At 56.0% G+C, this 26,726-nt stretch carries 24 protein-coding genes; 1 reads left to right on the forward strand and 23 read right to left on the reverse strand.

The features are described from left to right. Positions 1-181, forward strand: a 181-nt coding sequence (locus JUK32_RS05040) for a hypothetical protein (protein WP_204137759.1), incomplete at its 5' end; no start/stop codon positions are given. 4 nt (positions 182-185) lie between these two features. On the opposite strand, the gene JUK32_RS05045 is transcribed toward JUK32_RS05040, so the two are convergent. From JUK32_RS05045 to JUK32_RS05155, 23 genes are all read right to left on the reverse strand, one after another. Beyond that, complete coding sequence (locus JUK32_RS05045) at positions 186-329, reverse strand: hypothetical protein (RefSeq protein ID WP_204137760.1); 144 nt, start codon at positions 327-329, stop codon at positions 186-188. Positions 330-543: 214 nt separating this feature from the next. Next, positions 544-705, reverse strand: coding sequence for a DUF2092 domain-containing protein (locus JUK32_RS05050; RefSeq protein WP_204137761.1), 162 nt, complete (start codon positions 703-705; stop codon positions 544-546). Between the two features lie 16 nt (positions 706-721). Beyond that, positions 722-1,612 (reverse strand): IS982 family transposase, encoded by an 891-nt coding sequence (locus JUK32_RS05055; RefSeq protein WP_204137762.1) that lies wholly within the window; start codon positions 1,610-1,612, stop codon positions 722-724. A gap of 64 nt (positions 1,613-1,676) precedes the next feature. Continuing rightward, positions 1,677-2,273 carry a DUF2092 domain-containing protein gene (locus JUK32_RS05060; RefSeq protein ID WP_204137763.1) on the reverse strand — a complete coding sequence of 199 codons (597 nt, stop codon included), beginning with the start codon at positions 2,271-2,273 and terminating at the stop codon, positions 1,677-1,679. 569 nt (positions 2,274-2,842) lie between these two features. Continuing rightward, positions 2,843-5,425, reverse strand: a complete 2,583-nt coding sequence (locus JUK32_RS05065; RefSeq protein WP_204137764.1) for an alpha/beta hydrolase — start codon at positions 5,423-5,425, stop codon at positions 2,843-2,845. Between the two features lie 128 nt (positions 5,426-5,553). After that, positions 5,554-5,970 (reverse strand): hypothetical protein, encoded by a 417-nt coding sequence (locus JUK32_RS05070; protein ID WP_204137765.1) that lies wholly within the window; start codon positions 5,968-5,970, stop codon positions 5,554-5,556. Positions 5,971-6,551: 581 nt separating this feature from the next. Then, entirely contained in the window at positions 6,552-8,294 is a 1,743-nt protein-coding gene (locus JUK32_RS05075) for a SulP family inorganic anion transporter (protein WP_204137766.1), read from the reverse strand. Next, positions 8,291-9,943 carry a mechanosensitive ion channel family protein gene (locus tag JUK32_RS05080; RefSeq protein ID WP_204137767.1) on the reverse strand — a complete coding sequence of 551 codons (1,653 nt, stop codon included), beginning with the start codon at positions 9,941-9,943 and terminating at the stop codon, positions 8,291-8,293. Before JUK32_RS05080 ends, JUK32_RS05075 begins: the two co-directional genes overlap by 4 nt. A gap of 154 nt (positions 9,944-10,097) precedes the next feature. Beyond that, positions 10,098-10,514: a DUF1622 domain-containing protein gene (locus JUK32_RS05085; RefSeq protein WP_239112348.1), complete on the reverse strand. Its 417-nt coding sequence runs from the start codon at positions 10,512-10,514 to the stop codon at positions 10,098-10,100. 95 nt (positions 10,515-10,609) lie between these two features. Further along, the gene (locus JUK32_RS05090) at positions 10,610-11,002 is read right to left on the reverse strand and encodes a YidH family protein (protein ID WP_204137768.1); all 393 of its coding nucleotides are present in this window, start codon (positions 11,000-11,002) and stop codon (positions 10,610-10,612) included. 132 nt (positions 11,003-11,134) lie between these two features. Next, entirely contained in the window at positions 11,135-11,299 is a 165-nt protein-coding gene (locus JUK32_RS05095; protein WP_204137769.1) for a hypothetical protein, read from the reverse strand. Between the two features lie 80 nt (positions 11,300-11,379). Then, positions 11,380-11,613, reverse strand: coding sequence for a hypothetical protein (locus JUK32_RS05100; protein ID WP_204137770.1), 234 nt, complete (start codon positions 11,611-11,613; stop codon positions 11,380-11,382). A gap of 39 nt (positions 11,614-11,652) precedes the next feature. Then, a complete protein-coding gene (locus JUK32_RS05105) occupies positions 11,653-12,597 on the reverse strand; it encodes an HAD family phosphatase (RefSeq protein ID WP_204137771.1) in 945 nt (314 codons plus the stop codon). A gap of 42 nt (positions 12,598-12,639) precedes the next feature. After that, positions 12,640-13,800 carry a neuromedin U gene (locus JUK32_RS05110; protein WP_204137772.1) on the reverse strand — a complete coding sequence of 387 codons (1,161 nt, stop codon included), beginning with the start codon at positions 13,798-13,800 and terminating at the stop codon, positions 12,640-12,642. A 48-nt stretch (positions 13,801-13,848) separates the two neighbouring features. After that, positions 13,849-14,361 (reverse strand): hypothetical protein, encoded by a 513-nt coding sequence (locus JUK32_RS05115; RefSeq protein WP_204137773.1) that lies wholly within the window; start codon positions 14,359-14,361, stop codon positions 13,849-13,851. Positions 14,362-14,589: 228 nt separating this feature from the next. Next, positions 14,590-15,981, reverse strand: coding sequence for a DUF1254 domain-containing protein (locus JUK32_RS05120; RefSeq protein WP_204137774.1), 1,392 nt, complete (start codon positions 15,979-15,981; stop codon positions 14,590-14,592). A 217-nt stretch (positions 15,982-16,198) separates the two neighbouring features. Continuing rightward, positions 16,199-17,698, reverse strand: coding sequence for a DUF1254 domain-containing protein (locus tag JUK32_RS05125; protein WP_204137775.1), 1,500 nt, complete (start codon positions 17,696-17,698; stop codon positions 16,199-16,201). A gap of 112 nt (positions 17,699-17,810) precedes the next feature. Continuing rightward, positions 17,811-19,238, reverse strand: coding sequence for a DUF1254 domain-containing protein (locus tag JUK32_RS05130; protein WP_204137776.1), 1,428 nt, complete (start codon positions 19,236-19,238; stop codon positions 17,811-17,813). A 356-nt stretch (positions 19,239-19,594) separates the two neighbouring features. Then, positions 19,595-21,946: an arylsulfatase gene (locus tag JUK32_RS05135; RefSeq protein ID WP_204137777.1), complete on the reverse strand. Its 2,352-nt coding sequence runs from the start codon at positions 21,944-21,946 to the stop codon at positions 19,595-19,597. A 275-nt stretch (positions 21,947-22,221) separates the two neighbouring features. After that, on the reverse strand, positions 22,222-23,421 hold the full coding sequence (gene grrM, locus JUK32_RS05140) for a cyclophane-forming radical SAM/SPASM peptide maturase GrrM/OscB (protein ID WP_204137778.1): 1,200 nt from the start codon (positions 23,419-23,421) through the stop codon (positions 22,222-22,224). Positions 23,422-23,664: 243 nt separating this feature from the next. Next, positions 23,665-24,033, reverse strand: coding sequence for a GrrA/OscA1 family cyclophane-containing rSAM-modified RiPP (grrA, locus tag JUK32_RS05145; protein ID WP_204137779.1), 369 nt, complete (start codon positions 24,031-24,033; stop codon positions 23,665-23,667). A gap of 69 nt (positions 24,034-24,102) precedes the next feature. Then, positions 24,103-25,002 (reverse strand): extracellular substrate binding-like orphan protein GrrP, encoded by a 900-nt coding sequence (gene grrP / locus JUK32_RS05150; RefSeq protein WP_204137780.1) that lies wholly within the window; start codon positions 25,000-25,002, stop codon positions 24,103-24,105. 19 nt (positions 25,003-25,021) lie between these two features. Further along, positions 25,022-26,242, reverse strand: coding sequence for a hypothetical protein (locus JUK32_RS05155; RefSeq protein ID WP_204137781.1), 1,221 nt, complete (start codon positions 26,240-26,242; stop codon positions 25,022-25,024). Positions 26,243-26,726 lie beyond the last annotated feature (484 nt).

The raw sequence follows: 26,726 nt of genomic DNA on the forward strand, positions 1-26,726 counted from the left end.
GCCACGGAATCTACGAAATCGGGTAGCCGAACGGTTGGTGACTTGCTCTGGGGCTTGTCTGGGGGGCGCGTTGGGGATATTGTTCAGTGGTGGTCGCTCCTGGTCAGATTATGCGATCGCCCTGGTTTTCGTTGCGGTTGGCTTGGCGATCGCCGCTCTGGCCAGCCTGCCGCTCGGCTGAACGGTTAGCCCCAATATGCTGCCTCCCTCACGGGTGGTGCTGCCCCCTCTAGAGGTGGCTGCCGACCGACCGCCGCCGCTTGGGCGTTGGACGCTAGCTCCGCCAGCCCGAGCGCCGCCTCCACCGCGCCGCTGGGCCAGTGCCACATCGCTCAATATCGTAGCTAGGTAAGCTGTCGTCATCAGCGCCAATAGGCCCGTGCGGAGTGAATATTGTAGGCGCTTAAAAATAAGTTTCATAGCGAAGGCTTCTCCCTTTTCTCTAATAGCTGGTGAAATGGCGAGTGGGTGACCATGGGCCAGCCGCAGTCAGGCACAACTTTGCGATGCCAATGCCCTGCGACCAGGTATGGCCTCAATGCACTACTGACGAGGGACAAATTCGACCTGGCTGGCATCTTGCGTAGGCACAAAGTTGAACAGGCGATCGGGCAGGCGCGGCTCGAACACCCATTCGCCGAAGTAGGCGGTGTACTGGGGTGACTGGGGCAGGTTTTTGTAGGTGATTAGTAACGTGATGTGCAATTAAGTGTTTTCCAGCTCAGGCCTTAATCAAATCCTCAAATCTCAGACAGGGTCTGCCTTTGAGGTGATTCAGATAACTCATCACGGTATGAGCGAGCACTTTGCGAGCCACCCGACTAGTCAAATGCCAGCGGTCTCGGGCGCGGATATGCTCGATATCAAACCAATGACATAAGTGCCCAATCACGGTTTCGACCAGTTGCCGGTGGCGACTGACGGTCCGATTCCATTGCGGGTGATACTGTTTCATGTTGCGTCGCAGGGGTGTCAGCAGCGTTAAGCTTTGATGGGCTAAGTCTTCGCGCAGCACCTCCCGAATATCGCCTTTGTCACCGAGCAATAGACCTTGGAGACCGCTCACCAACTCCGGCACCACATCGCGTTCATCGACGTGCGCTGGAGTGACGCTCACGCCCATAATGAGTCCTTGAGCGTTGATGAGTAGATGACCGCGGAACCCGTAAAACGTGCCGAGCTTGGTCGCGGAACTGCCATAGCTAGCCAGTCCGGCAAAGACTTTCGCCTGGCGCGCGCGTTTGAAGCCACAGACCGGCATCGGAAAGCCATCGACGCGATACAAATCGCTCTCATTAGCGCCTAACACTTGCAACAACTTTTGCTGTAGCAGTTGCTTGTAGTGCCAAAGATTCGCGGCTTGCCGGACAAAGGTCGTCCGGTCCGGTAAGGCTGGAAACCAGGCGTGCCAGTGGTGATGGAAGTAGCGCCAGATTTTGGCATCTTCGTGGTGCCCCAAAAATTCACCCACGATTTCGAGGGTCAAAACTTCACTATCACTCAGCGCGGGTGCCGCACCTTTGCGACGGGGAGGAGAGTGCTGGAGTAACGGCGTCAGATAGGTATCGACCACCAAGAAGACGGCAATGATAAACTCTTCAATATCAAACATGGTTTCATTCCTGAAAATGATTAGAACTGTTGGTAGCTCTAGCTTACAGAGATGAAACCTTTTCTCATTCTTTAGTTGCACATCGCGTTAGTAGTTTGCAGGGCACAATTTCATAGCCGTCAGCGATCCAGATTTGCCAGTCGATGTTGCTTTGGGTAAAAGCCAGGTGGTGGCACTGGCGATCGCCCACCTGGTGTATCCCCAGGTAGTCGCCGGTTTCAATGTTGCTGGTCACCCCCGCGTAAAAGCTGCCGGTGACAAAGTCAGATAATACAAAGTTGGCCCCCGCATCTTCTAAAAAGGGAATCGCCTCGGCCAGAGTATTGGGCGTATCAACCACTACGTAGTGGTTGAGGTCGCGGTTGAGCACAGTGAAGGTGTCGCCGTTAAACCAGAGGGTGCGATCGCGCAGGTCGCCCACCTCGTAGGCGTAGGCGCGATCGTTGCCCCGCACCGCCAGATCGACGCGGCTGCTGTACTGAATCTTTTGGCCCCGAGGCGACAGTTCATCTACCTCGATCTGCAAATCTACCGTAAAGCTGTTAGCCCCGTCAATGTAGGTGCCCAGGTCGCGCAGCAGTGCATCGGCGGCTGGGTCAATAGTTTGGGCAAAGACGGGGGCGATCACGGGGGCTACCACCAGGGCAGCCGTCGCGAGCAACCCTGACCGTTGGAGAGTTGGTAGTATTTGGCGAGTTGGTAGTATTCGGCGAGATTTAGGCTTGAGACTATCCCAGTTGGTGAGCAGTTGACCTATAGCCTCAGCATTCCATTTATCTTGGTAGGTGACTTCAGACCGATAGTTGTACCCGTCCCCTAGCCATGAACCACACTTCGTGCAGCAACCGGGTTTAGAATAGAAACTTAGCACTGGCTGCTGAGCGCTGCACCAGTAACACGCTGACCTTAGTCGCTGCTCATGACGAAGACACGTGCAAACGTCTCGAAAAGACCAAATTAAGAGATCGTGCACTGGTCTACTGGTGTTCTTTTGCTCCTCATAGCAACCGCAGCACCAAGCCCGCTTATAGCGGAGTACAGAGTCTGGCCTTACAAGCCCGCTGAGGGGGAAAATAGTTAGTAGATAGATGGCATGGAAGGGTTCACTCCCCCCTGACATCAGACCGATAAATTCCAGTTTTTTTAAGCCCGTTAGGGGCAAAACCTAAGACAAAACTAAGAAGCCCTGACCGATTCGAGGACCAAGGCAATGGCTTGGTCCTCGAAACCCTACCGATTGAGGCAAAAGGCGGTTTTGTTAAAGGTCTCTGGATAGATCGCCTCAAACCAGTCTCTGGCCACAGCATTTTCGGCCTCGCTGGCCAGAAAACCATTCACCAGCGATCGCCACTCTGGATCATCGTTGGGCAAAATCAGCCCGTAAAACTCGCAGGTCAGCGGCACCTCGGGGATGATCGAAAAGCCCTCGGTAGAACCCTGCTCGAGCAGCAGTTCGGCGTAGGACAAAATGCCGTCGCTGACAAAGGCATCGACCTCGCCGGATGCCGTTGCGGCGACGCCGTTTTTACGGCCCTCGGGGCCAGCAAAGGTCACCACCTCAGCGTCAGGATAGGTGGTCTCGACAAAGTCTAGGGTGGTGGTATTTTCCAGCACGCCCAGGCGCACGTTAGCCAGGGGAAGATTGGGGTTGACCTCGGTCTCGCGCCCGGTGAGCACCAAAAACTGAGTACTGGCTGTAAAGAATGGGGTAGAGAAGGTTACCCCTTCCACATCTTCACGGATGGTGTTGGGGCCGCATTCCAGATGCACGCCACCAGCGCGCACCAGGTCAAATCGATTGGTCAGGTCTGAGGCCAGTTCCGCCACCTGGACCTCGACATCTGAATCCAGGGCTTCGGTCAGGTAGTCGCTGAGGGCGATCGCCACATCGCCGCAGTAGCCATCCCAGCCATCTTGCTGATCGATAAAGCCAAAGGGGGCCGCATCGCGGCGCAGCGCCACCTTGAGCACACCCGTTTGTTTGATCTCAGCCAAAACGCTCTCGGGTCGGGGAGGAATTGGCGCCGCCGTTGGCGGAATAATCGGCACCGGAGCCGAGCGTCCGTAGGCGGTCTCGATCTGCTCCGGGGTTAGCGAGGTAATTATGCTGAGCGTCATCGGCTCGCCCTCGCTGGCCTGCTGGGCGGCTCGGGCAGTCAGGTAGGGTAGGTAGGCCTCTTGACCGCGCAGGTGGGCATTCAAAAAGGCGACGCTCAGGGCCTGGTAGTAGGCGGTGCCAACATTGCGATTTTCCCCGGCAATCAGCTTAAAGAAGCCTGAGGCATCGCGCCCCGGCTTGGAAGAAAAGTGGGTGCCCACGTCGAGCAGGGCCAGGTATTTGGGCTGGTTCTGAAGCCACACAAAGGTGTGAAACTGCTCGGTCGCCGCTGGAGAAACAATATCCTCCGACCCCGATACCATCAGCAGGGGTATATCGATTTGGCCGATGCCCTCCGGCCCGTAGAGGGCTGCGCCCAGGGGGTGCCCGGCAATCACAGCTTTGACCCTGGGATCAGACAGGTCGTAGTTTTCCGGCGGTAGGTGCTGGGCGCGGCATTCCAGATAAAGGGCAAAGTTGAGCAGCAGCGTATCGCGGTTGCAGGCTTCGACCAGGCGGGCGCGGTTGATCTCTGCTCCGGCGATCGCCAGCGTTGTCGAGCTGCCCAGGGAGTCACCCACCATGGCGATCTGGTCTAGGTTTAGGGTATCGTCCCAATCGGGCGAGGTAGCTACCAGCTCCTCTAGCTGGTCGATCAAAAACGAGATTTCCTGGGGCCGATTGAGAAACTCCATCGGGCTCAGCAGGGTATTCAAGCGCCCCTGTAAATATTGTTCGCGGTACTGCAAATCGCTGCCCACGTGGTCGGGCACGATCGCCACATAGCCGTAGGAGGCCAGGTGCTCAGCTAAGAAGGCAAAACTCTCTTTGACATCGCCAAACCCGTGGGAAATGATCACCACGGGGGCCGGGGTGGTGAGCCCGCTGGGCAAGTACACATCGACATCAAAGTCGTAGTTTACGGTCAACCCCTGCTGGGTCTGCCGCAGGGCCGGGTTTCTCACCGTCACGGTCTGGGTGGTGTGGGCATAGGGGCCGGGCTGACTAAGCTCGCTGAGCACAGCCTGTTCAAGTCCAGCCTGGCTAGCGGCCTCAGCCGCCGCTTGGGTCTGAATGGCTGACACCACTGCATTGTTGTAGCTCAGGTAGACCGACAGCTCGCGCCGCAGGGCCAGCAGGTCTGATAGCTCAATATCAATACTGGCGGTAGGGAACTGGCGCAACACGTCCAGCAGCGTCCAGCCCTCGGCATCGGCCTGGGCCGCCGCCCCGATCACCGCTGCCCGCAGCGCCTTTTGCCCGTTCACGCCCCGATAGGCCTGAAACACCTTGCCGATGTTCAGCAGCGCATCGCGGCCCAGGGGAGAATAGGTTAGGTTGCCGACGGTGACCACATCCAGCGGAAATTTGCGGTTCAGTCCGCTGCGGAACAGCTCCAGGGTTTCAGCATCTAAAAAGCGGGCATAGTTCCTGAGATTACCCGTGATCTCGCCGGTTTCGGCAAAGGTTTCCAGGGCATCGACCGACAGGGTAAACACAAATGGGCCAGTGACCAGCAGGCGAATCTCGTCTGCCGCCTGGGTTGGCCTGGGAATGAAAGCATCGATCGCAACTCCAGTGGCGGCCAGAGAAACGGCGGGCAGGCCCATTAATAGCCAGCGACGCAGCCGGTTGAGCAGGTGCGGTTTTGCTAAACCTGCCGCTCTACCCGGTGTGGTCAAGCCATTGGTGTGAGAGTTAGATGAGCGCTTCATAGGTATCTTTTACGCCTGTGCTGGTTGTGGTTAGTAATTGTACGTGGGCAAGGGCTGGGCTGGTCAATGTTCAATTGCCTGGGGCAACTGAACAGGCAAAGGGACGGGAACGGCCCGCCCCCATGGCTCTATTCTGAGACGGCCTCATCCGCCGTCATGCGGGCTTCGATCGCCTCTAGCACGGCAACCTGAGCCTCTTGCACGGCGGCGGCTGCGAACACAATGGCGCTGGCCGCATAGGATTCCGTGCGATCGGCCCGCGACACCAACTTATCGACTTCGCGGCCAGCTTTCCATTCTTCTACCTGAGACTTGACCTCAGACTTCTTGGCGGCCAGCCATTGCTGCACATCGGTCTTGGCCGCTTCGGCCTTCTGCTGGTTGGTGGCGAGCTGAGCCTTGGCGTCTTCAAGTTTGGACTTGACGAGATGCTGAGTATCTTGAGGAACCGTCTCTAGGTCGGTTTTGGCGTGGGTCAACTTGGTTTCAATCTCGGTCAGCTGCTGCCGCAGAGATTCGCAAAATTGATCAATTTTCTCACTCATGGTTTAACTCCTGATCAAATGAATAGGTTCATCTAGAACAGCAAATTCATTGCCCTGATGAACGACAGGTCTGTCATTCCCGTGCAGACGGGAATCCACGCCGGATAGCTTACTCTCAAATGGATTCCCACCTGCGTGGGAATGACTTAGGCATCTGCAAAAGTAGGATGCACCCCATAACTTTCAGATCAGAAGCCCACTTTAGTAAGTCTTGCGATCGCCCCTTGAGTCATGCAGCAATCAACTCTCGCAGCGACCGCGATCTTGGCGATCTATTCCGACAATGGGGGGCGTATTGGGTCAGGCTGATCTGCAGCGGTAGACTGAATCGCAATGCTCTGCTGAGAGCGCCGCCAGTAGAGTCGCCGCACCACCCCAAACCATAGGTTGGGTGAGTTTAGTCAGCGGCTGCGTCGCCCGTTTAGCCGCCCTCAGCCATCGCTGAAAAGACTTACCAAATGTAAGGGAGGCCGCAGTATAGCCTCTATAGGGTTTAGCCAAAGCAGAGGGTTGAGTTCGAGCCATGGGTGTTCGGCGCTCCTTTGCAGTTTTAATCTCAATTTGCATCAATGATTCAACCGTCATGGCAGGCGATCAGCGGGATGGCTCGGGTCACTTCCCTGGGACTGGATAAAACTCTCCAGCCCATCGGCAATGGACTCATAGAAATGGCTCTTGCCAATCACATCCACCGCCCCTGAACGCCTGAGCATGGCGTAGGCCTGGTCATGGAGGCCAGCAAAGGTCAGTGATATCCCCTGTTGGCGCAGTTCTTTGTGTAACTTCAGCAGCTGATCAATGCCGGTGGTATCGATATCGTGAAGAGTCTCGGCACTCACTAGCACCTGCTGCACAGGCGGGTCTGCGGCGGCAATATAGCGGCGCAGTTGGTTGACAAAGTGGGGAGCATTGGCAAACGCTAGCTGGGCATCAAAGCGGTAGATCAACAGCCCCGGCACCGTCTCAACGTCAGGGTACAGAATGTGGTCCAGGTAGATTTCTTTGCCGGGCTTTTTGCCCAGAACCGCTGTGTTGGGGTAGCTGCCTCGGCGGATCACCTGTAGCAGGGAGAGCACTACTCCCAGGGCAATCCCCGGAAATACGCCGAGAAAAAGTTCCCCTAAAAATACAGCTGTAAACAGCCGAAACTCTTCTACTCGGATGCGGCGCAGCTTTTTCACGTACTGGGGCTTGAGCGATCGCACCATCGCTGCAATCACCAGGGCTGCCAGGGTGGCCTGGGGCAGATTGCGAAACAGCGGCATCAGCACCAGCAGCGTCAGCACCACCAGCACAGCATTCACCAGCGACACCACCTGGCTGCGCCCCCCCGCCGCCATAATCACCGAGCCCCGCGACAGACTGCCCATGCCCACAAAGCCAGAGCTAAAGCCCGCCCCCAAATTCGCCACCCCCAGGGCCACCAGTTCCTGGTTGGCATCGATCTCTTCCCCGGTCACTTCAGCGGAGGTTTTGGCCACGGCGATCGATTCGGCATAGCCCACCAGGGCGATCGCCAGAGCCCCAGGGATCAGTACCTTGAGCTGCTTGAGCGACAGGGTCGGTAGGGTCAGAGGCGGCAGGCCCGTCTGGATACTGCCGACCACATCAACCCCCTGGGCTTCCAGATTCAGCAGCGTTACCCCAACAATCGCCACAACGACAGTGATCAGAGAAGCCGGAACCTTGGGCGCAAGGCGCGGCAGGGTAAACAGCAGCAGCAGGCTAAAGATGCCCACCAGCACCGTCAGCCCATGGGCCTGGGGCAGGTGAGCCACAATCGCCCACACCTGACGGAAGAAATGCCCTTTACCCGCCGTAATACCCAGCAGTTTTGGCACCTGACCCAAAATGATGATCACCGCTAGACCGTAGGTAAACCCCTTCAGTACCGGCGTGGCGAGGAAATTTGCCACCCAGCCCAGCCGCAGCAGGCCAAACATCAGAAACAGGACGCCGACCAGCATCGCCAGTTCTGCCGTCAGGGTCATATGGCCCTGGGTACCCGAGGCCGCCAATGCCCCGACGGTCGTAGCCGAGAGCAGTGCGGTAGCCGAGTCAGGTCCCACACTGAGGGTGCGAGACGTGCCCAAACAGGCATAGGCGATCATCGCCAACGGAATGGCATAGAGACCCGCCACCGGAGACACCCCCACGATCCCGGCGTAGGCCAGGGCCTGAGGTACGGTTAAGGCCCAGATCGCGAGACCCGCCACCACATCAGCCCGCCACCCCGCCATTGGATAGTGGGGCAACCAGGCCGTAATCGGCAGCAACGTCTGCAACCGGTTCCGGGACGACGATCGGGAGGATGAGGGTTTCATTGTTTTGGCACCGGGGGAGTTACGCTGTTGGGCTCAATTACGATAGTCTGCTGAGGACGCCCCATCGCAATACCGGCCTGATCCAACTGCTGTTTGAGTCGTCGTCGATATTCTCGGCTGATCTTCCACTGCTGCATGGGTGCGGTCTTTGCCCGAATCTTGAGGGTGATACCGCTGGCCGCCAACGCTTCAATAGCCAGAATATCGGGGGCTTCCAGAATCGAATCACGCCACTCCGCCTCCTGAGACATGGTGGCCAAAATCTGGCTCATAATGTGAAGCGCTTTATCGATATCGGCATCGTAGGCAATCTCCAGGGTCAGTTCCATGCGAGACCACTCTTTGGTCATATTTTTTACGGTGGAGATCTCGCCGTTACTAATGGTAATCAGTTCCCCCCCCGAGCTACGCAGCTGAGTCACCATCAGGTTCAGCATTTCGACATAGCCACTGACTGCCCCAATCGCGACCACGTCGCCGACCGTAAAGGCATCCTGCCACAGCACCATGGCCCCGCACAGCGCATCTTTAATTAACGATTGAAAACCAATGGATACGGCTACCCCTAACACCCCAACGCTGGCCACCAGCTCAAAGTCAGAAAAGTAGGTCAGAATGCGGCAGGTTATCACCAGGCCAAGGATGTAAAGCAGTGCAGTCTCAATACCTTTCAGGGTTTTTGAAAGCGTGGGTAGCCGTTGTTGGCGGCGGTTTTGGCCATGGGGCAAACCGTTGTTGTGCTGACTGGCCCAAAATTCAAGCAGACGGTCAGAGAATCCGTGAGTGATTCGCACGGCCAGAACGATGCCAAACCAAAGCAGCATAATCCAAATGGGTTGACGAATCAGTAGTACGCCTAACGTGCGAGTTTGGGGAAATAGGCGCAGCCCAAAGCTAATGGCTATCAACCAGATGACAACGGTGATAATGTGGCGAATCCGGGTTCGGGTTCTTAACCCGCTGATCTGGCGGTTGAGGAGATGTTGCTCCTGCCTGAGCGTTTCCCGCTGGGCCGAATCTTCTGCAGAGACTTGGGGATCGATGGCGGCGATGCTCTCGCTGATTTGATTGCACTGGTCTCGCAGATGTTGCTGCCGACGATGGTGGCGTTTGTCTACAAAGACCAAAACTGCGGTTACTAAAGCTGCCGCCAGCCCAATCATGGCAGCCCACCCCAGCTGCCTGACCACGTAGTTTAGCTGGCGTTCCTGATAGCCCCGGGTCAGCGCCTTTCGAATGCGGGTGGCGTAAAAATCTGCTACATCGGAGGCAGGTAAGCCGTAGATTTCGGCATCGCCATTGGTCACGGTGACGATCGATAGAGGCTTGGATGTTTCTGCTGTGATGACCAGCACCACAAACGAGGTATTGAGCTTGTTGACGACAATCTGCTGGCTTTCTAGCACCTGATTTTGGGCCACCAGCTGGGTCAAAATCTGTCGTAATCGGTTTTCAATCAAATCGACCCGCACGCCTAAAAGTTTGGTGCCGGGTTGGTCTGAGTCACTCCCTGAAGTTTTGACGGCAACCTCAAACAGGTTACGCCCATCCAGTCGGACCGTCCCATAGGCCAGGTCGCCGACTTCGCCACTGCTGCCCAAGCGGGGGAACAAACCAGAGTCTTGCCCCAGAGCAGATTGGGGAGACAACCCAAGCGTTAAAAGCAGAGCTAGTGCCCCAGGTATGATTACCTTCAAAATAGTTTTAAAAGTCGTTGGACACCCACTCATGGCAACGGTTTCTCTGTACAGGTTTTAGCAGTCAAGTCGTAAACTACTTCTAGATTTTTGTTTGCGTGAGTCGTCAGCTTATCGGCTCTTCTTGGGGGTGAGAAGAATGCTTGATCTCTTGGGATTCTTTTTCAAGCTCCTTGGTAAGAAAGTAATTGAGAAAGGTTCGAACGACCGCAATGACCGCGAGCTTGCCCAGTTCCTCGAAGCTAGGTGATATGGTCGTGCTGAGAATATCTGCTGCCAACTGAAATTCTAAAGCCAAAGCTAACCACAGACCGAAAGTTAGTCTAATTTGGCTGAATTCAAACGGATATTCTAAAATCGGCTGACGCCCCCGCTTTCGCCGATTCATTTGGAACGCGTATTGCAAGGTTCTTAGTAGTCCCCAGAAAACGATGAGGGCAGCTAGAGCCTCTAGTAAAAACTTAAGCAGAAAAATAAAGGTAGATAGTGAATGTTCGAGCCTTTCTATGCTAAGTGTCTCCATGAACCTCAGACCTGAATAATGTTGCGCTCTAGTGCTCCGCTTTTTTCTGGGTCGGCTAGCGGAAAAGGCATTTTGACCTGGCCTTAGACTTTGCTTCAAGTACGGTTTATTAATGCTTCAATCAGCAACGAGAGCCCTAATCCACCAACCAGAAATGCCATGATTAGGGGATACTTTCTGTATTTGCAGTGGTATTCTCGACGCAGGTCGCCTACGGTCTGGGTATATTCAATCGCGCCAAAAATGATTGAGACAATACCCAGGGCGATCAAGAATATCCCCGCCTGCTCTGGGTTCTGAGCGCTCCAACCGGGACCGGCTCCAGAGCTAAGAAACTTATAAATCGTGAAGCCAAAGCCAATCATCGACAGTCCTGTACGCACCCAGGCCATCAGAGAGCGGCTGGCGGCCATCAGGGTGCGATCGACGGCAAGATTGGTACGGTCTTGGGCAAGTTCGTTGGATGATTTGGCCCCTTGAGATTCCATCAGTCGTTCTCCTGATTTGATAGTAGTTGTAGGGGGGAATGCCACTGAATTAAGGTTGATGGGCATTGCCCACCCGACAGCAGATTAAAGCTTCGGTTTTGAAGGTTGCGTAACTCCTTCAGACGTAGGGTTTTAAGTGCCAATAATACCGATGGCGCGAGACACCACTACTAGAATGGTGGCCAAAGAAATCAGGCGCTGGGCCATCAGCATCAGCTTGGCCCGAGCGGTGATCGGGGCCACATCGGTAGGGCTAAATGCCGCAGAGGTGTTGTAAGACAAAAACAGGTCGTCCACAAAGGTCGGCTGCTAGTTGGGCAAGATATCGTCTAAATCGGCTTGGGGAAAAAGCCAGTCGGGAGGGCGTTGGCGATCGCTCAGACGCATCTCTGGCCCACCGCGATCGCACCCACCCCCATCCACCACCAAAAGCGATTGGTGAGATAGGCGCAGGTCACCACCAGGCTGGCCAGTAAAACAGAACTGACCACCGTCGCCTGCATGATGGGCAGCTGGGTGATGATGACCCAAGTGACGACGCCACCCAAGAGGGTGCCAACTACGACGAGCAGCTTTTCTTGAAGGCCTAAGTCAGGGGTTTCTTCTGCCATGGTCTGTCTCGTTAGTTTCTTTCATGGACTTTGCCAGACTCAACTCAGCTCAAATGGATACACGACCTGCCAATCTGTCTTCATGTTGACGACGGTCCAACCCCGGTAGTCAGCCGCCTGTAAAGCTTGGTCGAGCTTACCGGTGCCCTGGGGCTTAACGTCGTAAGCATATTCGCGTTCCCCATCCGTATGGTGAACAATCAGCCCCAAACTGGGGTAAGGATTATTGATCGTCGTGTATTCCAGCATGGCCTGATCGCCATCGCTATTGCCAAAACAAGCGATTGGACGACGACCGATAAACTGATGAATGCCGACAGGCTTGCCTTGCTTGTCATTTACAAACAAATGATTCATGGTTTTTACCAGCACGGGTCCGCTATCACGGAGTTCGTATTGGGTCTCGGCAGTGCTCCCAACAATCTGTTCTGGAGGGATACCATAGACCCGCTCTGCCCAAACCCGCATAAAATCAGCTCCGCCCCCAGAAACAATAAAGTTCTTGAAACCGTTTGCTGTCAGATAATCCTGCAACTCTAACATTGGCTGATAGACCATCTGGTCGTAAGGTTTGCCCGATTTCGGGTGGGCAGCTGAGGCCAGCCAGTCTTCTACAGTCAACCGAAATTCAGCGGTCGTCATCCCGATATGGGTCAACGCCAAGACATGCAAGAGCCCCTTGTAGCTATCGCCAAGGAGTTTCTTTAAATCCCCATTCAGTGCCGCTTGCACCATTAGATCTGCGGCTAACGTAGGTTCATGAGGGGTACGGCGCTTCAGCTCATCCAGAACATAAGCTAGTTGAAATGGCAGCGGATTTTCAGGCCAGAGGGTACCGTCATTGTCAAAAACAGCGATGCGTTCAGGAGGTGGTACAAGGGTTGATTCACCATCCTTTGTGACCTTGGCAACGAACTCGATGATGGATTGTTTAGCTTGGCCATCGTTCCAAGATGGCAGCGGTTCTGTCTGCTGGATAGCCATTTTTGTATTCCTCTTTAAGGGATGACACGGGAGTTGCTTTCGCTATGGAAACAGCAGGGTAAGCTGCGCGCGCAGGGTCCAGTCGGCGGCTCCATCTGGCTTGATGACGTTCCAATAGGCCTGCACCGAGGCATTTACAGGCTGGCGACCAATGTTAAAGACACGACCGGCCCCACCCCCAATCGGCAGCGTCCAAGTATCGTCATCGGCTTCCCAGTTGGCGCTAATAATGGGAGAGGTCGTCGCGTACCAACCGCCCTCAAAGTTGTAGTTAAAGAAGGGCTGGATCGTTAACAGGCTAACGTCGCTCCGGTCATCATCTCCGGCAAAAGACCAGAGCTGGCTGACCAACGCCCCCGCCACAATGGGTCCCTGGCTCACTAGGCCGACCGCCGCTGGCCCAACCGACCACTTGCCTGTCCCCAACACGGTATCGGTCGCCGTGGGCAGCACAATGGATGGGCCAACTCCCCAGGTAAAGTTGCCCGTGGTGTTAGGCACAAAAAAGCCGGTGTAGTTGATGTCGCCCAGGCCAAAGGCACTATTGAGGCCCGGAGCCAGCTCGGGCTGGTAGGCAATCGGTACAATCGTGCGGTTGACCAGAGTCAGGCTGTCGCTCAGCGGCACCGGGATGACCGGCTGCACGTTGAGAATGTTGCTGGTGCGATCAAACTCGCCCACCCCAAAGTTGGTGTTGTTTTGCAAGGGAACGGAAATCAGGCTGGCGATCGGGTTTTGAGACGCCTTGGCCAGGTCAGCCTGCCCCGAGGCTTCACCGTCTGCGGCCTGGGCGATCGCGGTAGTACTGTCAGGTAGAGAGATGGCCGTTTCCGGTTCGGTAAATGCCACCAACGCGGGTGCTTGAGCAGGGTCGGGAGGGCTCAAACTCAAGCAAGTTGAGACGGTACATAGGGCTTCGTTCGCCAAAGGCGATGCCACCGCCGCTGACTCTGTAGTCGCTGAGGCGGCGGAAACGGCCCAGGGTAACGCTACCGGGGCAGGCTTCTCAATGGCGGTAGCCACGGGCTTGGCTACCGCCATTGAGTTCTGATGAAACCGCGCTGGTGTGTCTGGCTCGATCGTCCAGCCCGAAGTGGTGCTGAGCACTGTTGCACTGACGGCGACTGTGGCGATCGCACCGCTCCTTATCCACCTGGTAAAAGGGCCGGGATATTTCATAGTCATGGGATATTGCGTAGTCATGGGAGATAGTTTTAGAAAAAGGGACGAGGATGTCATAACCGCTCTAACCTAGAGCCCTAGCCCGTTGCGCAGGTAGGTGTTCAGCGCCTGGCGCTGATCGAGGGTGAGCACCTCCCGCACCACCAGGTTGCGCTCAAAGATCAAATCTTTGGCGGCCCGCTCGGCATCCAGCACGGTCTCGCGAGCGATGCTCAGATTCGCCGCTGGAGTATCGGGCAGCGGCAGACCTGCTAGACCTGCTGCTGCCTCTTCGTAGGTGAGAATGGCCGCTTCAATCTGAGGCTGGTATTCTTCAAAAATCAGCTCGATCTGGGCCGACTGGTCGCTAGTTAAATCGTCGATCACCAGTTCGTCAGCGCTGGTGGGCTGCTCGTCGGTACTGGCAGGCTCATCGGTCAGATCGGTTGCCGACTGGGCCACAAGCTGGGGTGCAGAAGCGATGGCCTGGGGCGGTAAAAACGACGAAGCTGATGCTTGCCACGCCACGCATACCGATGCCGCTAGCCAGGGCAACATCTTCATCGACGCTAAGAGTATAGATGCCAGGGATAGTCTTTTCATGGTTGGACCTCTTTAGTGGATTTGAAATCTTTCAGCATAAGTTGCAGCACCTCTGTGGCGTTGGGGTCGAGGTCTTGGGCGAGGGTAAGCGCAATCGCCTCTATCGCCAAGGTCACATCGAGGGCGATCGTCCCCCACCGATTTGTTTTAGAAAATGATTGTTCTCGTTAAAGAAAGATTTTTGGGGCCTTTAGATCCCAGGGTTCTTTAAGAACCCTGGGATCTGGTCTAGGCCAAGGGGTTCACCGCAGGCGGCACCCACCGCCCATCTAGGGCCTCGGCCCGGGGGGCGTAGAGGCGCAGGGTGAGGTTGAGCAGGCCGATGGCGGGTGACGACGGTAGCCAGTTGGCGTCCAAGTCTGGGCCAGGGCGGTCGGGCTGGATGTAAAGATCGAGTGAGCCGTCGGCGTTGTAGGTGAGGGGGCCGCGATCGCCTTTGGCCGGTCTAGCCCCTCTGGGGCGGCTACGCCAACGACCATCGCCCACCGCATGCCGTTCCAGCTTGTTTGACACCGGAAACCCGTCGCCGTCGTAGAGGGTAATCGACCAAAAGGCATCCACCGGGGGCAGCGCCCCCGCCTCGAAATGCAGGCGATAGGGTTTGCCGCCCACAATGGCTTCCCCGTGGGCATCGGCAACGCTTTGGAGAAAGACGGCATCCTCCGGCGGGTTGGTCCCCAGGTCGGTGATGGCGACGGTTGCCCGCTTTAGGTAGGCGTTGCCGTAGACGCCCAGGGTATCGGGGGGCATCTGCCAGCCATTGACAACCCGCCCCAGGGTGGCAGATTGGGCCTGCATGGCGGCGATCGCATCGGTGGGTACCGACTGCAAACCCTCCCGCACGGCGGGGTCGAGCGGTTCTGGGTGAAAGAGATGCCCCGGCAACAACCCCAGGCGTTTAAACCGCGCCAGCTGCGACCAGTCGGTGGGGTGGGGCGGGTGCTGGGCCATCAGCGCCGCCCCATAGGCCAAAAACTTCTCTACCGGCATGGCGTTTACCTGGTGCAGCGGCGGGGTCTGCATATCTACCGTCGGGTCAGGCCGAAAGACAACGGGGCTGGGTTCCCGCCCCCACTGGGAGAGGGGCGTGACCTGGTAGCCTTCCTGCAGGGCATAGACGGCAGGGTAGTCGGCGGGGCCATGGGTTTGGGTGCAGCCAAAAATCCACACGATGGGTGTGGGGGCATCAATGCGATCGACTCCCTCGGCCAGGCTGCCCTGCCAGCGGGGGGGCACTACGGCCCAGTGCCTCGCCCCCGCCCCGCTGGTGCGCTGACCGGGTACGGCAAACACGTCGCTCCACATGTCGAGCATGGGCAGTCGGTAGTAGCGATCGCCCATATCCGGTGCCGACACTACCATCGGCTCGGCCAAGAGATTTAGCCAGGCGCTGGAGTAGAGCGTGTCAAAGTTCGGCTTCACCACCGCTCGAAAATCCCCCGCAGCAAAGGCTAGCCTGTGGGCAAAGGCATTGGCGGGGCCAAGACCAGGGCGCTGACCGGGGGCTGTATTGGTGGCGACCTTGCGGGTGACATTCATCAAAATCAGGGGGTAGAGGTAGAGGTAGGCCTCTAAGCAAATGGTGTAGACCTCGGCCTCGGTCAGGGTCGTAGGGGGCATGGTTGGCCGTCCAGAAGATCGGTCCGTAAGGCTCAGTTGAATGGCAGCCCGGCAGCTTTAAGGCCAACGAGTGCGCATGAGAAGAACTTGTGTATGGTTTGCATGGCTTGGGGTCTTTCCCGGAGTGTTCGCCTCTGAATTCGCGGGCCGGACGATTGGATCCGGCCCGCGTGGTTCAGAATCGAAGTTGATTATTTCCCCTTCAAGATTCGTCGTCTTATTTCACGAGTTCGATGTCTCCGGGACGCCAGGTCTTGTCGAACCATGGTTCGAGCGGGCCGTAGAGGCGGAAGCAGGTGAACCAGCCCTTTTCGGGGACGGTGGCGATCCAGTTGGCTTCCTTGCCCTCGGGGGCCTTGGGGCCGAAGTAGAGATCGACCGAGCCATCGGCGTTTTCGACAAGTTTGTCACCCGTGTTGTTCTTGCTGGGGAAGGGCTGGCTGGTCTGGAGTTCGGAGCGTGTCTGCGGATCGTAAACGACGACCGACCAGAAATCCTTGGCCGGGGCGTTCGCAGGGATGTGAAGCTTGTAGTTCTTCGAGCCGTCAAACGGCTCCCCATCCTTGTCGACAAACACGAGCGCGTACTGCGAGCCCTTGCCGACCATCTTCATGGCCATCGCCGGTGTGTTCACCGTGGCGAGGTAGAAGAAAAAGGTGCGGGCATCGAAATCACGGCCTGCAAGACCGTCGCCCCCGAGCCAGCGATAGTCGCCGCCGATAAAGCCGCTCGTCCATTGGCGGTCTTCGAAGATTTTCGAGCGTAGATCGCGGTTGCGGAAAGCGATCGCACGGGCGGTGCCGTTGGCAATGGCCACTCCGTCGGTCAGGATCTTCTTCATCCGCTCGTCTGGGGCGAATTCCTTGCCTTTGACGAGGCCGATGGCGGCGGCGATGCCGCGAAGTTCCGGGTCAATGAAGTCGACGGGTTCTCGCTGGATGACGTGGTCCAGTTCTTCGTAGAACTTGTAGTTGTTGGCGTGAATCGTGTTGAAGACTTCTTTCGAGCAGTTGATGAACTCCATGGCCGGAGGATTGTCGGCCTTGCTCAGAGGGTAGATTTTGACCCCGTCCTTGAACATTTTCACCGCGGCGTCTGGTTTGCCGTCGACGAGGAACCCACGAAGGGGCACCCAGTTCACATAGGATCGCGAATGCGCGACGTAGTACTCGCCTCCGTCCTTTTTGTCCTTGGGCACTTCACCCTCATAGCCGGGAGGCACGATGAGATACTTGCCGCCTTCGCCCCGATCGGGACCAGGCAATCCCATGTCGATCACGAAGCGGAAGAAGGCATCATCACAGGTGCCTGGTCCGCAACCGGGCGGGATTTCGACCACAGTCGGCCCGTCTTTTTCCAAATCGAGCAAGCCCAGGCAATAGACGGTCTCGGTGTTGCCGGTAAGGAACAGTGGATTGGAATCCAACAATTCCTCGAAAATGAGCATCTGGTTGGATTCGGTGGCACCTCGCTCGATATGGCCCAGGCGAAGCCCTTCGAGGGATGTAGCTGGAACAAAATTGAGGAAGGTCTCGACCGCTCGGAACGTGTCGAGGTTGTCGTAGAGCTTCTGCGTGGTTTCGGCATCTGGGACGCCATCGGCGAAGTTGAGCGTTCCGATGCTGGTCTCGACCTTGTCGGGCGTCATGATTTCGTCCGGGATCTTTTCGTTGAAGCCCGGTGTGATGGCGGTGGCTATCGTGGTTCTGGTATTCATGATTTGTACTCTATTTTTGTTGTGAGTTCGTGTGTTTTGAAATTCGCTGCTGAATTCGCGAGTCGGGCCGAATGAGCCGGCCCGCGTGGTTCAAAAGCGATTGGCGTTTGGATTACTTCACCAGTTCGAGTTCCCCTGGCCGCCAGGTCTTATCAATCCACGCCTGCTCCGGGCCATACATGCGCAGCAATATCAACCAGCTCTTGCCGGGGATCGTCTGTAGCCAGTTGCCCTCTTTACCCTCGGGTGGCTCGGGCGCGAAGTAGATATCGTAGGAGCCGTCGGCATTCTTCTGCATGCCCTCCGTCTGGCTGCCGACGGTGGGAAATTGCTGATCGGTCTGCAGCTGCGAGCGGGTCTGGGTGTCGTAGATGGTCACCGCCCAGAAATCCTTGACCGGCACATTGGGCGGCAGGGTCAGGCGGTAGGTTTTGGAGCCATCCAGCGCGCGCTTTTCAGAGTCGATACTGAGGAGGCCGTAGTCGGAGCCAACGCCGGGGCGGGTGAGCGCCATCGCCGGGGTGACACCGATAGCGTTGTAATGGAACATGGTCGCGGCGGATACATCGTAGGCGCCGTCGTAGGTAAATGAGGTGTTCTTGTCCGCATAACCCATCAGCCAGGCGCTGTCCTCGCCGTAGATGTAGTTGCCCGGGTTACGGGGGTAGAAGGTGATGGCGCGGGCGGTGGCGTTGCCGATGGCGACGGCTTCGGTGAGCAGTTTCTTCATGCGCGCGTCTGGATTGAACGGCTTGCCCTTGATAATGCCGACCGAGGCGAAAAGGCCGCGGATCTCCGGATTCAGCGATTCGATGGGTTCGTACTGGACCACAGCGTTCAGCTGCTCCAGGAAGGTGAAGTCATTGGCGGCAACGAAATTAGCCACCTTGCCGGATGCGTTGATAAATTCGGTCGCGGGCGGATTGCCGGCCTTGGCCAGCGGGTAGATCTTGAGGTTATTCTCGATATTCTCGACCGCCGGTTCCACACCGTTGGCGATGGAGCCGCGCAGAAACACCCAGTTGCGATAGGTGGGGGCTTTCATCACGAAGTAGCCGTCCGGCACGGTGCCGCTATACCCGGGGGGCAAAATCAGATATTTGCCGCCCTTGCCTTTGTCCTGCCCGGCGGCACCGAAGTCGCCGATGAACTTGAACCAGGCGCTGTCGAGCATGCCGAGCATGCCGGGCGGCAATTCGATTACGGTGGGGCCGTCTGTCTGCAGATCCAGGGTTGTGACCGCATAGAGAGTCGAAGTATTGCCCGTGAGCAACAATGTTTTCGAATCCATCAGCTGTTTCCAGATCTGGATCTTGTTGGGCTTGTCGGCGCCTATCGCCTTTGGACCGTCGTACAGGGCATACGCGGAGACCGCCGGGTAGCCGGCGAGAAAAGTCTGCACGCCGCGCATGCGATCCAGGTTGTCGTACAGGGTTTGTACCGTCTGCTCCGAGGGCACGCCGTCGAAGAACTCGAGGTTACCGATGGCAGTCTCCACCTTGTCCGGCGTGGTGATCGACTGCGGAATTTCTGTGGTCATTTTGAAATTCATGGGATAGTTGTAGCCTGGGGTCGGTGTCTGATTAGTCATGGCCATTGCTTTGATTACTCCTTAATAAATGAGCTGTGTTTGTAGCAAGAGAAAGGCTTCTCTCTAGACCTGAATTGGGTGACGTAATCATTCAGGAACTGTAGGCGCCCCTAGCACTGAGCTAGTTAAGCGAAGTCGTTTGCTTGCGTCTCCCAAAGGGAGAAAGCCCGCTCAACGGGTACCTTGTTTCCCGGCAAGTCCCTAAGGGCGATCGCCCCTGGCAAACAGGGATTTTCAAGGTTTTCTAAGTAGTCAAGTCTAATTAATTGCACCAACCTACTTACCGCTAAGACCCATGACGTTCTCTACAAACCCAAATAGTTGACATGCACCTGAGCAATGTCGCCATTGAATTTAAAGGGAACCTTGTGGTAGTAGTCCAGAGAAACTGGAGAGCCTAGGGAAATGCCGATATCAAGGCAGTCATTGGCTGTAAACAATAGCGGAGCACTAACGGGCACCTGCCCTTTACCAACAGCATTACCGTTGACCTTTAGCGTGATATCCAGCGGCCCGGCTGGTTTTGGCTCATTGGCATAGACGGTTTCAACTTCAATTTTGACCTTGCCGACTGGCAGCTTCGCTTCAGATCTGATTTTCGTACGCTGAATAATAAACAGGTTGTATTCGTAGCAGAGGATGCCATCTTCGACAAATAACGTGAGCCCCCCCGAGTTTGCCCCCAGTTTGTAGAGCACGCCATTGGCATCAGCGGGCATATCAGCGTCAATCGTCACCACATTGGGAGTATTACCTAGCTTTGGCGCGCAAAACTCCGGCATCCGCGTAATGTCTCCTGAAAATGTCCACTCTTTATAGGGTGGCGAGATCCGCATCTCAGGGTGGAATACAGGCACCCAAAGTCCGCCACCAATCGGCAATGCATTGTTTTTGGTGGCCTCAACGATAAAGAGTTCCTTCATCTTGGCCAATTTCTCAGGCATTTGACTGGCCAGGTCTTTGGCCTGCGACCAGTCTTCTTCTAGGTTGTATAGCTCCCATATATCCTGGTCAGGAGTCCAGGTCAAAATCTTGGGATCTACCCCAGTGGCCCACGGCAGCCGAGGACCGATCGCAGAAGCCATCCAGCCATCGTGATAAATGGCACGGCTACCCATGACCTCAAAATACTGGGTGATTAGGCGATCTTTGGCCTGGGCATCGTTAAAGGAATAGGCAAAGCTAATGCCATCGATCGGATCTTGGAAAATGCCGTTCACGTCTCGGGGCGGCGTGATGCCTAGAATTTCGTAAATGGTGGGCGCTAAGTCGTTGACATGGTGGAACTGAGGACGTGGAGTCGGATCGGAGTTGATCTTGGCGGGCCATCGGATGGCCATGGGGTTGCGAGTACCACCGAAGTAAGAGGCTAGCAGTTTAGTACCTTTGTAAGGCATACTTCCGGCCCAGGCCCAGCCGGCATGGTACTGGTTATCCGTGAGGGGTGACCCAAGTACGTCCAGACCCCCGAGTTCGTCTAAGGTGCGAATGTGATCCTCAACGTTGGTTGGAATACCGTTCTGCGCCAGCAGTTCGCTGATCGTGCCGTTTTGACCTTCTGCTGAGGAACCGTTATCGCCCCAAATGTAGAAGATGAGCGTGTTGTCTCCGTAACCGAGGGATTCTATTTCATCGACCACTCGCCCGACCTGAGCATCGACATGCTCGGCATAGCCCGCCGCTACTTCCATCAGACGCCGCTGAAAGGGCTTCTGATCTTCTGGGATATCTTCCCAGGCGGTCATAGTTTCGTGCCGCGGAGTGAGCTGGGTATTGGCAGGAATCCAGCCAAGCTCTTTGGCTCGGTGGAAGGTGCGCTCTCGATAAGCATCCCAACCATCGTCAAACTTACCTTCGTACTTGTCAGCCCATTCCTTAAAGACATGATGGGGGCCATGAATAGCACCACTAGCCCAGTACATTAAAAAGGGTTTATCGGCCTGAAAGGCTTTGTGTTTGCGGAGCCAGCCGATCGCGTCGTCGGCTAAATCTTCGCTGAGATGATAGCCTTCCTCTGCGGTTTTAGGCGGCAGGACAACGGTAGTATTTCGAACTAGATTCGGTTCGTACTGAGAGGCTTCTCCGGCCAAAAAGCCATAGAAATATTCGAAGCCATAGCCTGTCGGCCAGCTGTCGAACGGCCCCGCTGCGGTAGTCTGCTCTGCGGGGGTATTGTGCCATTTACCAAAGGCGGAAGTGCTATAGCCATAGTCTTTGAGCACTTCGGCAACCGTAGCACTACTCTTAGGAATGGTACCGGCATAGCCATCCCAATCGTTCGCCAGTTCACAGATTTGCCCGTTGGCGACCCGATGATGATTCCGCCCTGTCAGCATCGAAGACCGGGTGGGAGAACACATGGCGGTGGTGTGAAACCGATTGTAGGCAATGCCCGCTTGAGCGATCTTCGTCAGATTCGGGGTGTTGACCTCACCGCCAAAGGTACTGGGTAGAGCAGGTCCCGCATCGTCAATTAACACAATTAAGATGTTGGGTGCATCTTCAGGCAGTCGATCGGGCGTGACCCGCTGTTTATATACAGACTCCTGGATAGTCGGCCCTGCCACACTCGCCGATGGCGTCGGTGGGAACGGCAAGCTATCTTGGGTAGGCAGTTTTGGAGAGAATTCAGTCTGCTGGGAATTGTTGTTTGTCATGGTTCAAATCCTAGGTGTTCTAGATAACATTGCATTTGTCCTTTTTTTCAGGCCATCCCGAAAAATACCAATCCTATTGAGAATGATAAAGAGACTTCAATTCGGGGATCTTGTAGTTGTAACCGGGTGTGGCTTGCTGATCTTTTAATGTAGTCATGATGGATTTTTCCTGGTGTTTGGGTCTGTTTACGGGAGATACTTCTCCCTCAGCTTTGTTGGCATGGCGTGACAATCTCGTTAAAACCAAATCTGTATGGACTCGGCTGTGCAGCTGCTTAGCCAGTGTCACTGTCTAGCGAGTCTTCTAAAGCAGCCAGGGCAATATCGGTCACCGCTTTGATGCGGTAGCGGCAGGCCTGGGTTTCAGCAGAGGCAAAGGTGCCATTTTCCCAATACTTGTTGCTGCCCGCGCCGCCGCCGCAGACGCCAAAGTACTCGCAGGTCTGCTGGCATAGCGCTACACCCTGCTGCATTTCCTGGTACATCCGCTGGAACTTCGGCGTCTGGCAAGCTTCTTCAAAGCTCTGGTCAACCACATTGCCGAGCGCAAAATCGCCGTAGTGGTCGCTGGGCATGGCCAGCAGCTCGGGGTCAAAGGTGGCAAAGTTGCCCTGGTGGTCAATGCTGACAATGCGGAAGGGGTGGTTCATGTCGGTGTTGTGCAGGCGGGTGTTGGTGTACACCAGCGAGCAAATCGACTCGAACTCCCGCACCTGTATGGGGCTACCCGCCTCGGCCACCCGCTGCCAGAACTGCTGCAAAAAAGCCCGGTAGCGAGCCTCTACCCCGACCCCCGTCAGGGATGAGCGGGTGTGGATACCCTCGGTTTCTTCCATGTTGAAGCCGACATTGGTAATGCCGTGCTCCATAAAAAAGTCGAAGATTTCGTCGGGGTAATCTAGCGAGTCGGCGGTCAAAACCGTGATCGTGCTCAGGGGAATGTCGTATTTTTGCAGTAGCTCAATGCCCTTTAATGCCCCAGCATGGCTACCGAGCCCGGTGCGGGTTTTGCGATGGGCATCGTGCAAAAAATCGGGACCATCGATACTGACCCCCACATGCACCCGGTAGCGCTTAAATAAATCACACCAGTCCTGGTTGAGCAGCAATCCGTTGGTCTGAATGGAATGGTTGAAGCCTATTCCCTCGGGCTTGTAAATTTCAGCCAGTTGTTCAATCTGAGCGAAAGCGGCCTCATAGAAGGCCAGACCCGCCGCCAGGGGTTCCCCCGCATGCCAGCAGATGCTGAAATTTGAGCGCAGAAACTGACTGGTAAACAGCCGCTTAAAAATTGGCTCCAGCAAATCTAGGGAGAGCCGATGGCGTTGCTGACGATGGGGGAGGTAGCAGTAGTCGCAATTCAGGTTGCAAAACGAGGTGGGCTGTATCACTACCAGCTCGATCGGGCCAAACTGAAATGGGTCTACGGAGGCCACATCAGGCTGAGGACTGGGGGCCGGATAGACGGAGGTCATGACGGGTAATTCCCTCTCAAAAATTTGGATTCATTAAGGCGGGGTTTTGCCCTGCGGTAGGATCGCATCGCCGTGCGCTCCCACCGTGATGCTGAACATCAGAACGCTTTCATTGCCTAGGGCGTGTCATCAATTGTGGCTAAAAGTCCGGTATATCAAGCCTTGCCACGCCCGACCCAAAAAACAGGCTAGGGGCTGTAACACTTGGTTTTTGGTCATTCAGCAGCTACTTGATGACAGCTCCTAGTAGTTATGCCAGTTGGCAAACCCACCCCCATCGCCCCAGCCGTTACGCCAGGGGTTGCGATTGACAAAGCTGCCGCCATGGCCATCGACCCAGCCGCCCCGCACACCATCGGCCCAGCCGCGACCCGCACCATCGGCAAAGCCCACCGCCAGCAAAGGGTTGGGACCCGTTTTGGCTTCTGCAGGCAGTTGCTCGGCTCGGGCCTGCAAAGCAGCCGACAGTTGCGACAGCCGCTCTTCAATAGATAGAGCCGCAGCTGCCGAGGGTCTACCGTCTGGGCTGGCACCTAGCGCCGCGCCGGGGACGCTGAGGGTAGCCAGAATCATCAGAAAGCCTACGTAGCTCGTGCGGTTAGAAATATTCATGGGCAAAACTCCAAGTCAGGAATGTAACTATTGCGAAACGTAGGGCAGGCATTGCCCACCCGCCTCAACCTAGGGTGCCGTAGCCGACGGCGGTACCTGCGCCCGCTGCACCAGCACCATTTCAAAAAATTCAGCAATCAGCTCTTGGGGCAACTCCACGATGCCCTCCGGGCCAAGCCAGCGATTGACCGTCTCCAAAGACTGACTATCGCCACTGACGTACCCCTGCAGCAGACTACCAATGGCGTAGTCCACCATATTGAGGAAGGTAGAGTTGTTTTGGGGCACCATACAGGCAATGCCGTATCTTGCGTAGGGCACCGCTGGGGCCAGTTCATAGATGGCTGTGCCCCCCTTCTGGGCCACTAGCCCCGCCATCACCACGCTGTCGCCCGCGATCGCATCCACGGCTTCTGTTTGCAACGCCTCAAAGGCGGCATCGAGAGTTTCCATCGGTACCAGAACCGCTCTGGGCTGCACTAGCCCCATCACCTGCTGACCCATGGAGTTTTGCAAGACACCGATCCGCTGGTTAGCCAGGGATTCGGGGCTGTCTAGGCTGCTGCCCTCCAGGGTTAGCAGGCGAATACCCGATAGCCCGTAGCTCATGGAAAAGTCCACATGGCGATCGCGCTCCCAGGTGAACTGGGTATCGCAGGACAGATCGATCTGGCCGCTGGTCAAGAGGGGAATACGGCTGGCCGTATCCACCACTTCTTGCCGCTGCACCACAATATCGCGGCCCAGTTCGGCCTCCAGCTGAGCTTCAATCAGCTCCACTACATCGACGGAGTAACCCACGAGTTCACCCTCTGCATCAATGTAGGAGTAGGGCACTAGGTCAAAGCTGGTGCCCACCGTTAACACCCCGGTACGGGCCACTTTTTCGACTACAGTTTCCGCCATGCTGGCAGCTGGCAATGCCATTGCAAACGCGAGACTTAAAATACCGATCGCAGCGCTATTCATAGTTGTTCCTTAAACGGACTTAAAAGCGAAAACCAAAATTGAGATATGGGCCGTTTTGATCTGCATTAATCTCCACCTCATCGGCGTTGTACTCTAAAGAGGCAAAGCGATACCCCAGCCCCACGGAAGTGTTGCCGGAAAACAGCCAAGAGACGCCGCCCTGAACGCCATATCGCGTCAGTCCACTGATGCCAAACCCTGAGACCGTACCCGATACGACGACGGCTAATTGAGGATTCGCATTCCACCGCACCCGCCCCCCCAATAAGGGCGAAACTAAAGTGTTGCTTCTACTAAATTCGACCTCGCCGCCCAGATTGGTAGACAGATCAAGATCAGTCTCCAAGCTGGTGACGTTCAGGCCAGCCAAAACATCCGCCACAAAAGGCCCTAAGTCAAACTCGGTATCCACCTCTTGAGCATTTACTCTGGCCGAGTCGTAGAAGCGATAGCCGGCCGCCAAACTCGCATTCCAAAGTTCAGTATCTAAAGAAGCCTTTAACTCAGTCGGCACAAAGTTGGCCGCACCTGGAAACCGGGCCGACCGAGTGAGGGTCTCATCACTCGTGAGAGACAGGTAGTTAAAGTTAGCCAAAATTCCTAAGTGATAGTCCGGCGTCCAGGCTTCAAAACCGCTTAAAAGAGCAAAGTTTAAGTCATTTTCCAGCGACGTGCTGATGCGGTCAGAATTGATTTCGAAATCTCGCGACCCATCTGGGATCGAGATGTCGGTTCCCTCATAGTCCACTGAACCCGAGATCGATAGAGGCAAATAAACATAGGGCACCAGCAAAAAGTGCCACTGGTCCGACTGGGATGGCGTTGTCGCTGTTTGGGCGATGTCGGTAGGCTGGACGAGAGGGGGCTGCATGACATCCGCCACCATCGGGATCGACTCCACCGGCTGCAAATCGCCACTGTCGGTCGATGGCGGTCGTCGCAGCGCCTCAGCCTGGACACTGGCGCTGTGGTCAGGACGAGCGTTGATAGTGGCGTTAGTCGGCTTAACAGCAGTGATACCGGGAGCCGGTTGGCTCGCAACGGGCACAACCTCTTCAGCCACACCACCTTCGGGCACACCTTCGAGAACCCCGTCTGGCAGCGGTTCTAAACTGGTGGGCGCAGTGGGAATATCATCGGTATCGGCTAGCGGGGTGGGCGCGTCGGCCCTCGCCGGGGTGGGCAGCAGCGCGATCGCCACCGTCGCCCCTAGGCTGACAAGCTTGATTTTGGCGTTCATGTTTGTCTCAATTCTCAGTAAGGGCGCAGAGAGTGACACGAGCCAACTAAAGCTGGCTAGCTCGTTGTCAATCTGCAATAAATACCTGTAAAGCCTTTTCCCGAAGGGGCTAGGAGATTTTTGTCTATCCTCTCTTCCCGCTGAACAGTGTTTTTAGGTGTGGGTCTCAAACCAGGGGTAGACGCCTGGCAACGCTTCACTTAGCTGGCAGATGCTGATCTGGCGAAAGGAACGTCCTGCTCTTTACCCTTCAGTGATATCACCAGAATTTTTAAATTTCTGGTCATTTCGCGCCAGGAGTACGAAGAATCTTGCAACCCCTGATATACTCACCCTAGAAGGCATCTTTCAAATTGAAGTAAGGGACTTGCGCGCAAAAAAGATCCCCATGAACCGAGTTTCGACTGCGCTCAACTCTCGATACTGGTAGGTTGAGCGCAGTCGAAACCGGATTGAACGGGTACTTTATTTAGTTGCAGATCCC

This window comes from Halomicronema sp. CCY15110 (genome assembly GCF_016888165.1).
Classification (GTDB): domain Bacteria; phylum Cyanobacteriota; class Cyanobacteriia; order Phormidesmidales; family Phormidesmidaceae; genus Halomicronema.

What these genes read in the sequence shown, in the direction of transcription:
- JUK32_RS05045 (WP_204137760.1), bottom strand. Translation starts at nt 329, where the DNA reads ATGTGGCACTGGCCCAGCGGCGCGGTGGAGGCGGCGCTCGGGCTGGCG.
- JUK32_RS05055 (WP_204137762.1), bottom strand. Translation starts at nt 1,612, where the DNA reads ATGTTTGATATTGAAGAGTTTATCATTGCCGTCTTCTTGGTGGTCGAT.
- JUK32_RS05065 (WP_204137764.1), bottom strand. Translation starts at nt 5,425, where the DNA reads ATGAAGCGCTCATCTAACTCTCACACCAATGGCTTGACCACACCGGGT.
- JUK32_RS05070 (WP_204137765.1), bottom strand. Translation starts at nt 5,970, where the DNA reads ATGAGTGAGAAAATTGATCAATTTTGCGAATCTCTGCGGCAGCAGCTG.
- JUK32_RS05075 (WP_204137766.1), bottom strand. Translation starts at nt 8,294, where the DNA reads ATGAAACCCTCATCCTCCCGATCGTCGTCCCGGAACCGGTTGCAGACG.
- JUK32_RS05085 (WP_239112348.1), bottom strand. Translation starts at nt 10,514, where the DNA reads ATGGAGACACTTAGCATAGAAAGGCTCGAACATTCACTATCTACCTTT.
- JUK32_RS05090 (WP_204137768.1), bottom strand. Translation starts at nt 11,002, where the DNA reads ATGGAATCTCAAGGGGCCAAATCATCCAACGAACTTGCCCAAGACCGT.
- JUK32_RS05100 (WP_204137770.1), bottom strand. Translation starts at nt 11,613, where the DNA reads ATGGCAGAAGAAACCCCTGACTTAGGCCTTCAAGAAAAGCTGCTCGTC.
- JUK32_RS05105 (WP_204137771.1), bottom strand. Translation starts at nt 12,597, where the DNA reads ATGGCTATCCAGCAGACAGAACCGCTGCCATCTTGGAACGATGGCCAA.
- JUK32_RS05110 (WP_204137772.1), bottom strand. Translation starts at nt 13,800, where the DNA reads ATGACTACGCAATATCCCATGACTATGAAATATCCCGGCCCTTTTACC.
- JUK32_RS05115 (WP_204137773.1), bottom strand. Translation starts at nt 14,361, where the DNA reads ATGAAAAGACTATCCCTGGCATCTATACTCTTAGCGTCGATGAAGATG.
- JUK32_RS05120 (WP_204137774.1), bottom strand. Translation starts at nt 15,981, where the DNA reads ATGCCCCCTACGACCCTGACCGAGGCCGAGGTCTACACCATTTGCTTA.
- JUK32_RS05125 (WP_204137775.1), bottom strand. Translation starts at nt 17,698, where the DNA reads ATGAATACCAGAACCACGATAGCCACCGCCATCACACCGGGCTTCAAC.
- JUK32_RS05130 (WP_204137776.1), bottom strand. Translation starts at nt 19,238, where the DNA reads ATGACCACAGAAATTCCGCAGTCGATCACCACGCCGGACAAGGTGGAG.
- JUK32_RS05135 (WP_204137777.1), bottom strand. Translation starts at nt 21,946, where the DNA reads ATGACAAACAACAATTCCCAGCAGACTGAATTCTCTCCAAAACTGCCT.
- grrM (WP_204137778.1), bottom strand. Translation starts at nt 23,421, where the DNA reads ATGACCTCCGTCTATCCGGCCCCCAGTCCTCAGCCTGATGTGGCCTCC.
- grrA (WP_204137779.1), bottom strand. Translation starts at nt 24,033, where the DNA reads ATGAATATTTCTAACCGCACGAGCTACGTAGGCTTTCTGATGATTCTG.
- grrP (WP_204137780.1), bottom strand. Translation starts at nt 25,002, where the DNA reads ATGAATAGCGCTGCGATCGGTATTTTAAGTCTCGCGTTTGCAATGGCA.
- JUK32_RS05155 (WP_204137781.1), bottom strand. Translation starts at nt 26,242, where the DNA reads ATGAACGCCAAAATCAAGCTTGTCAGCCTAGGGGCGACGGTGGCGATC.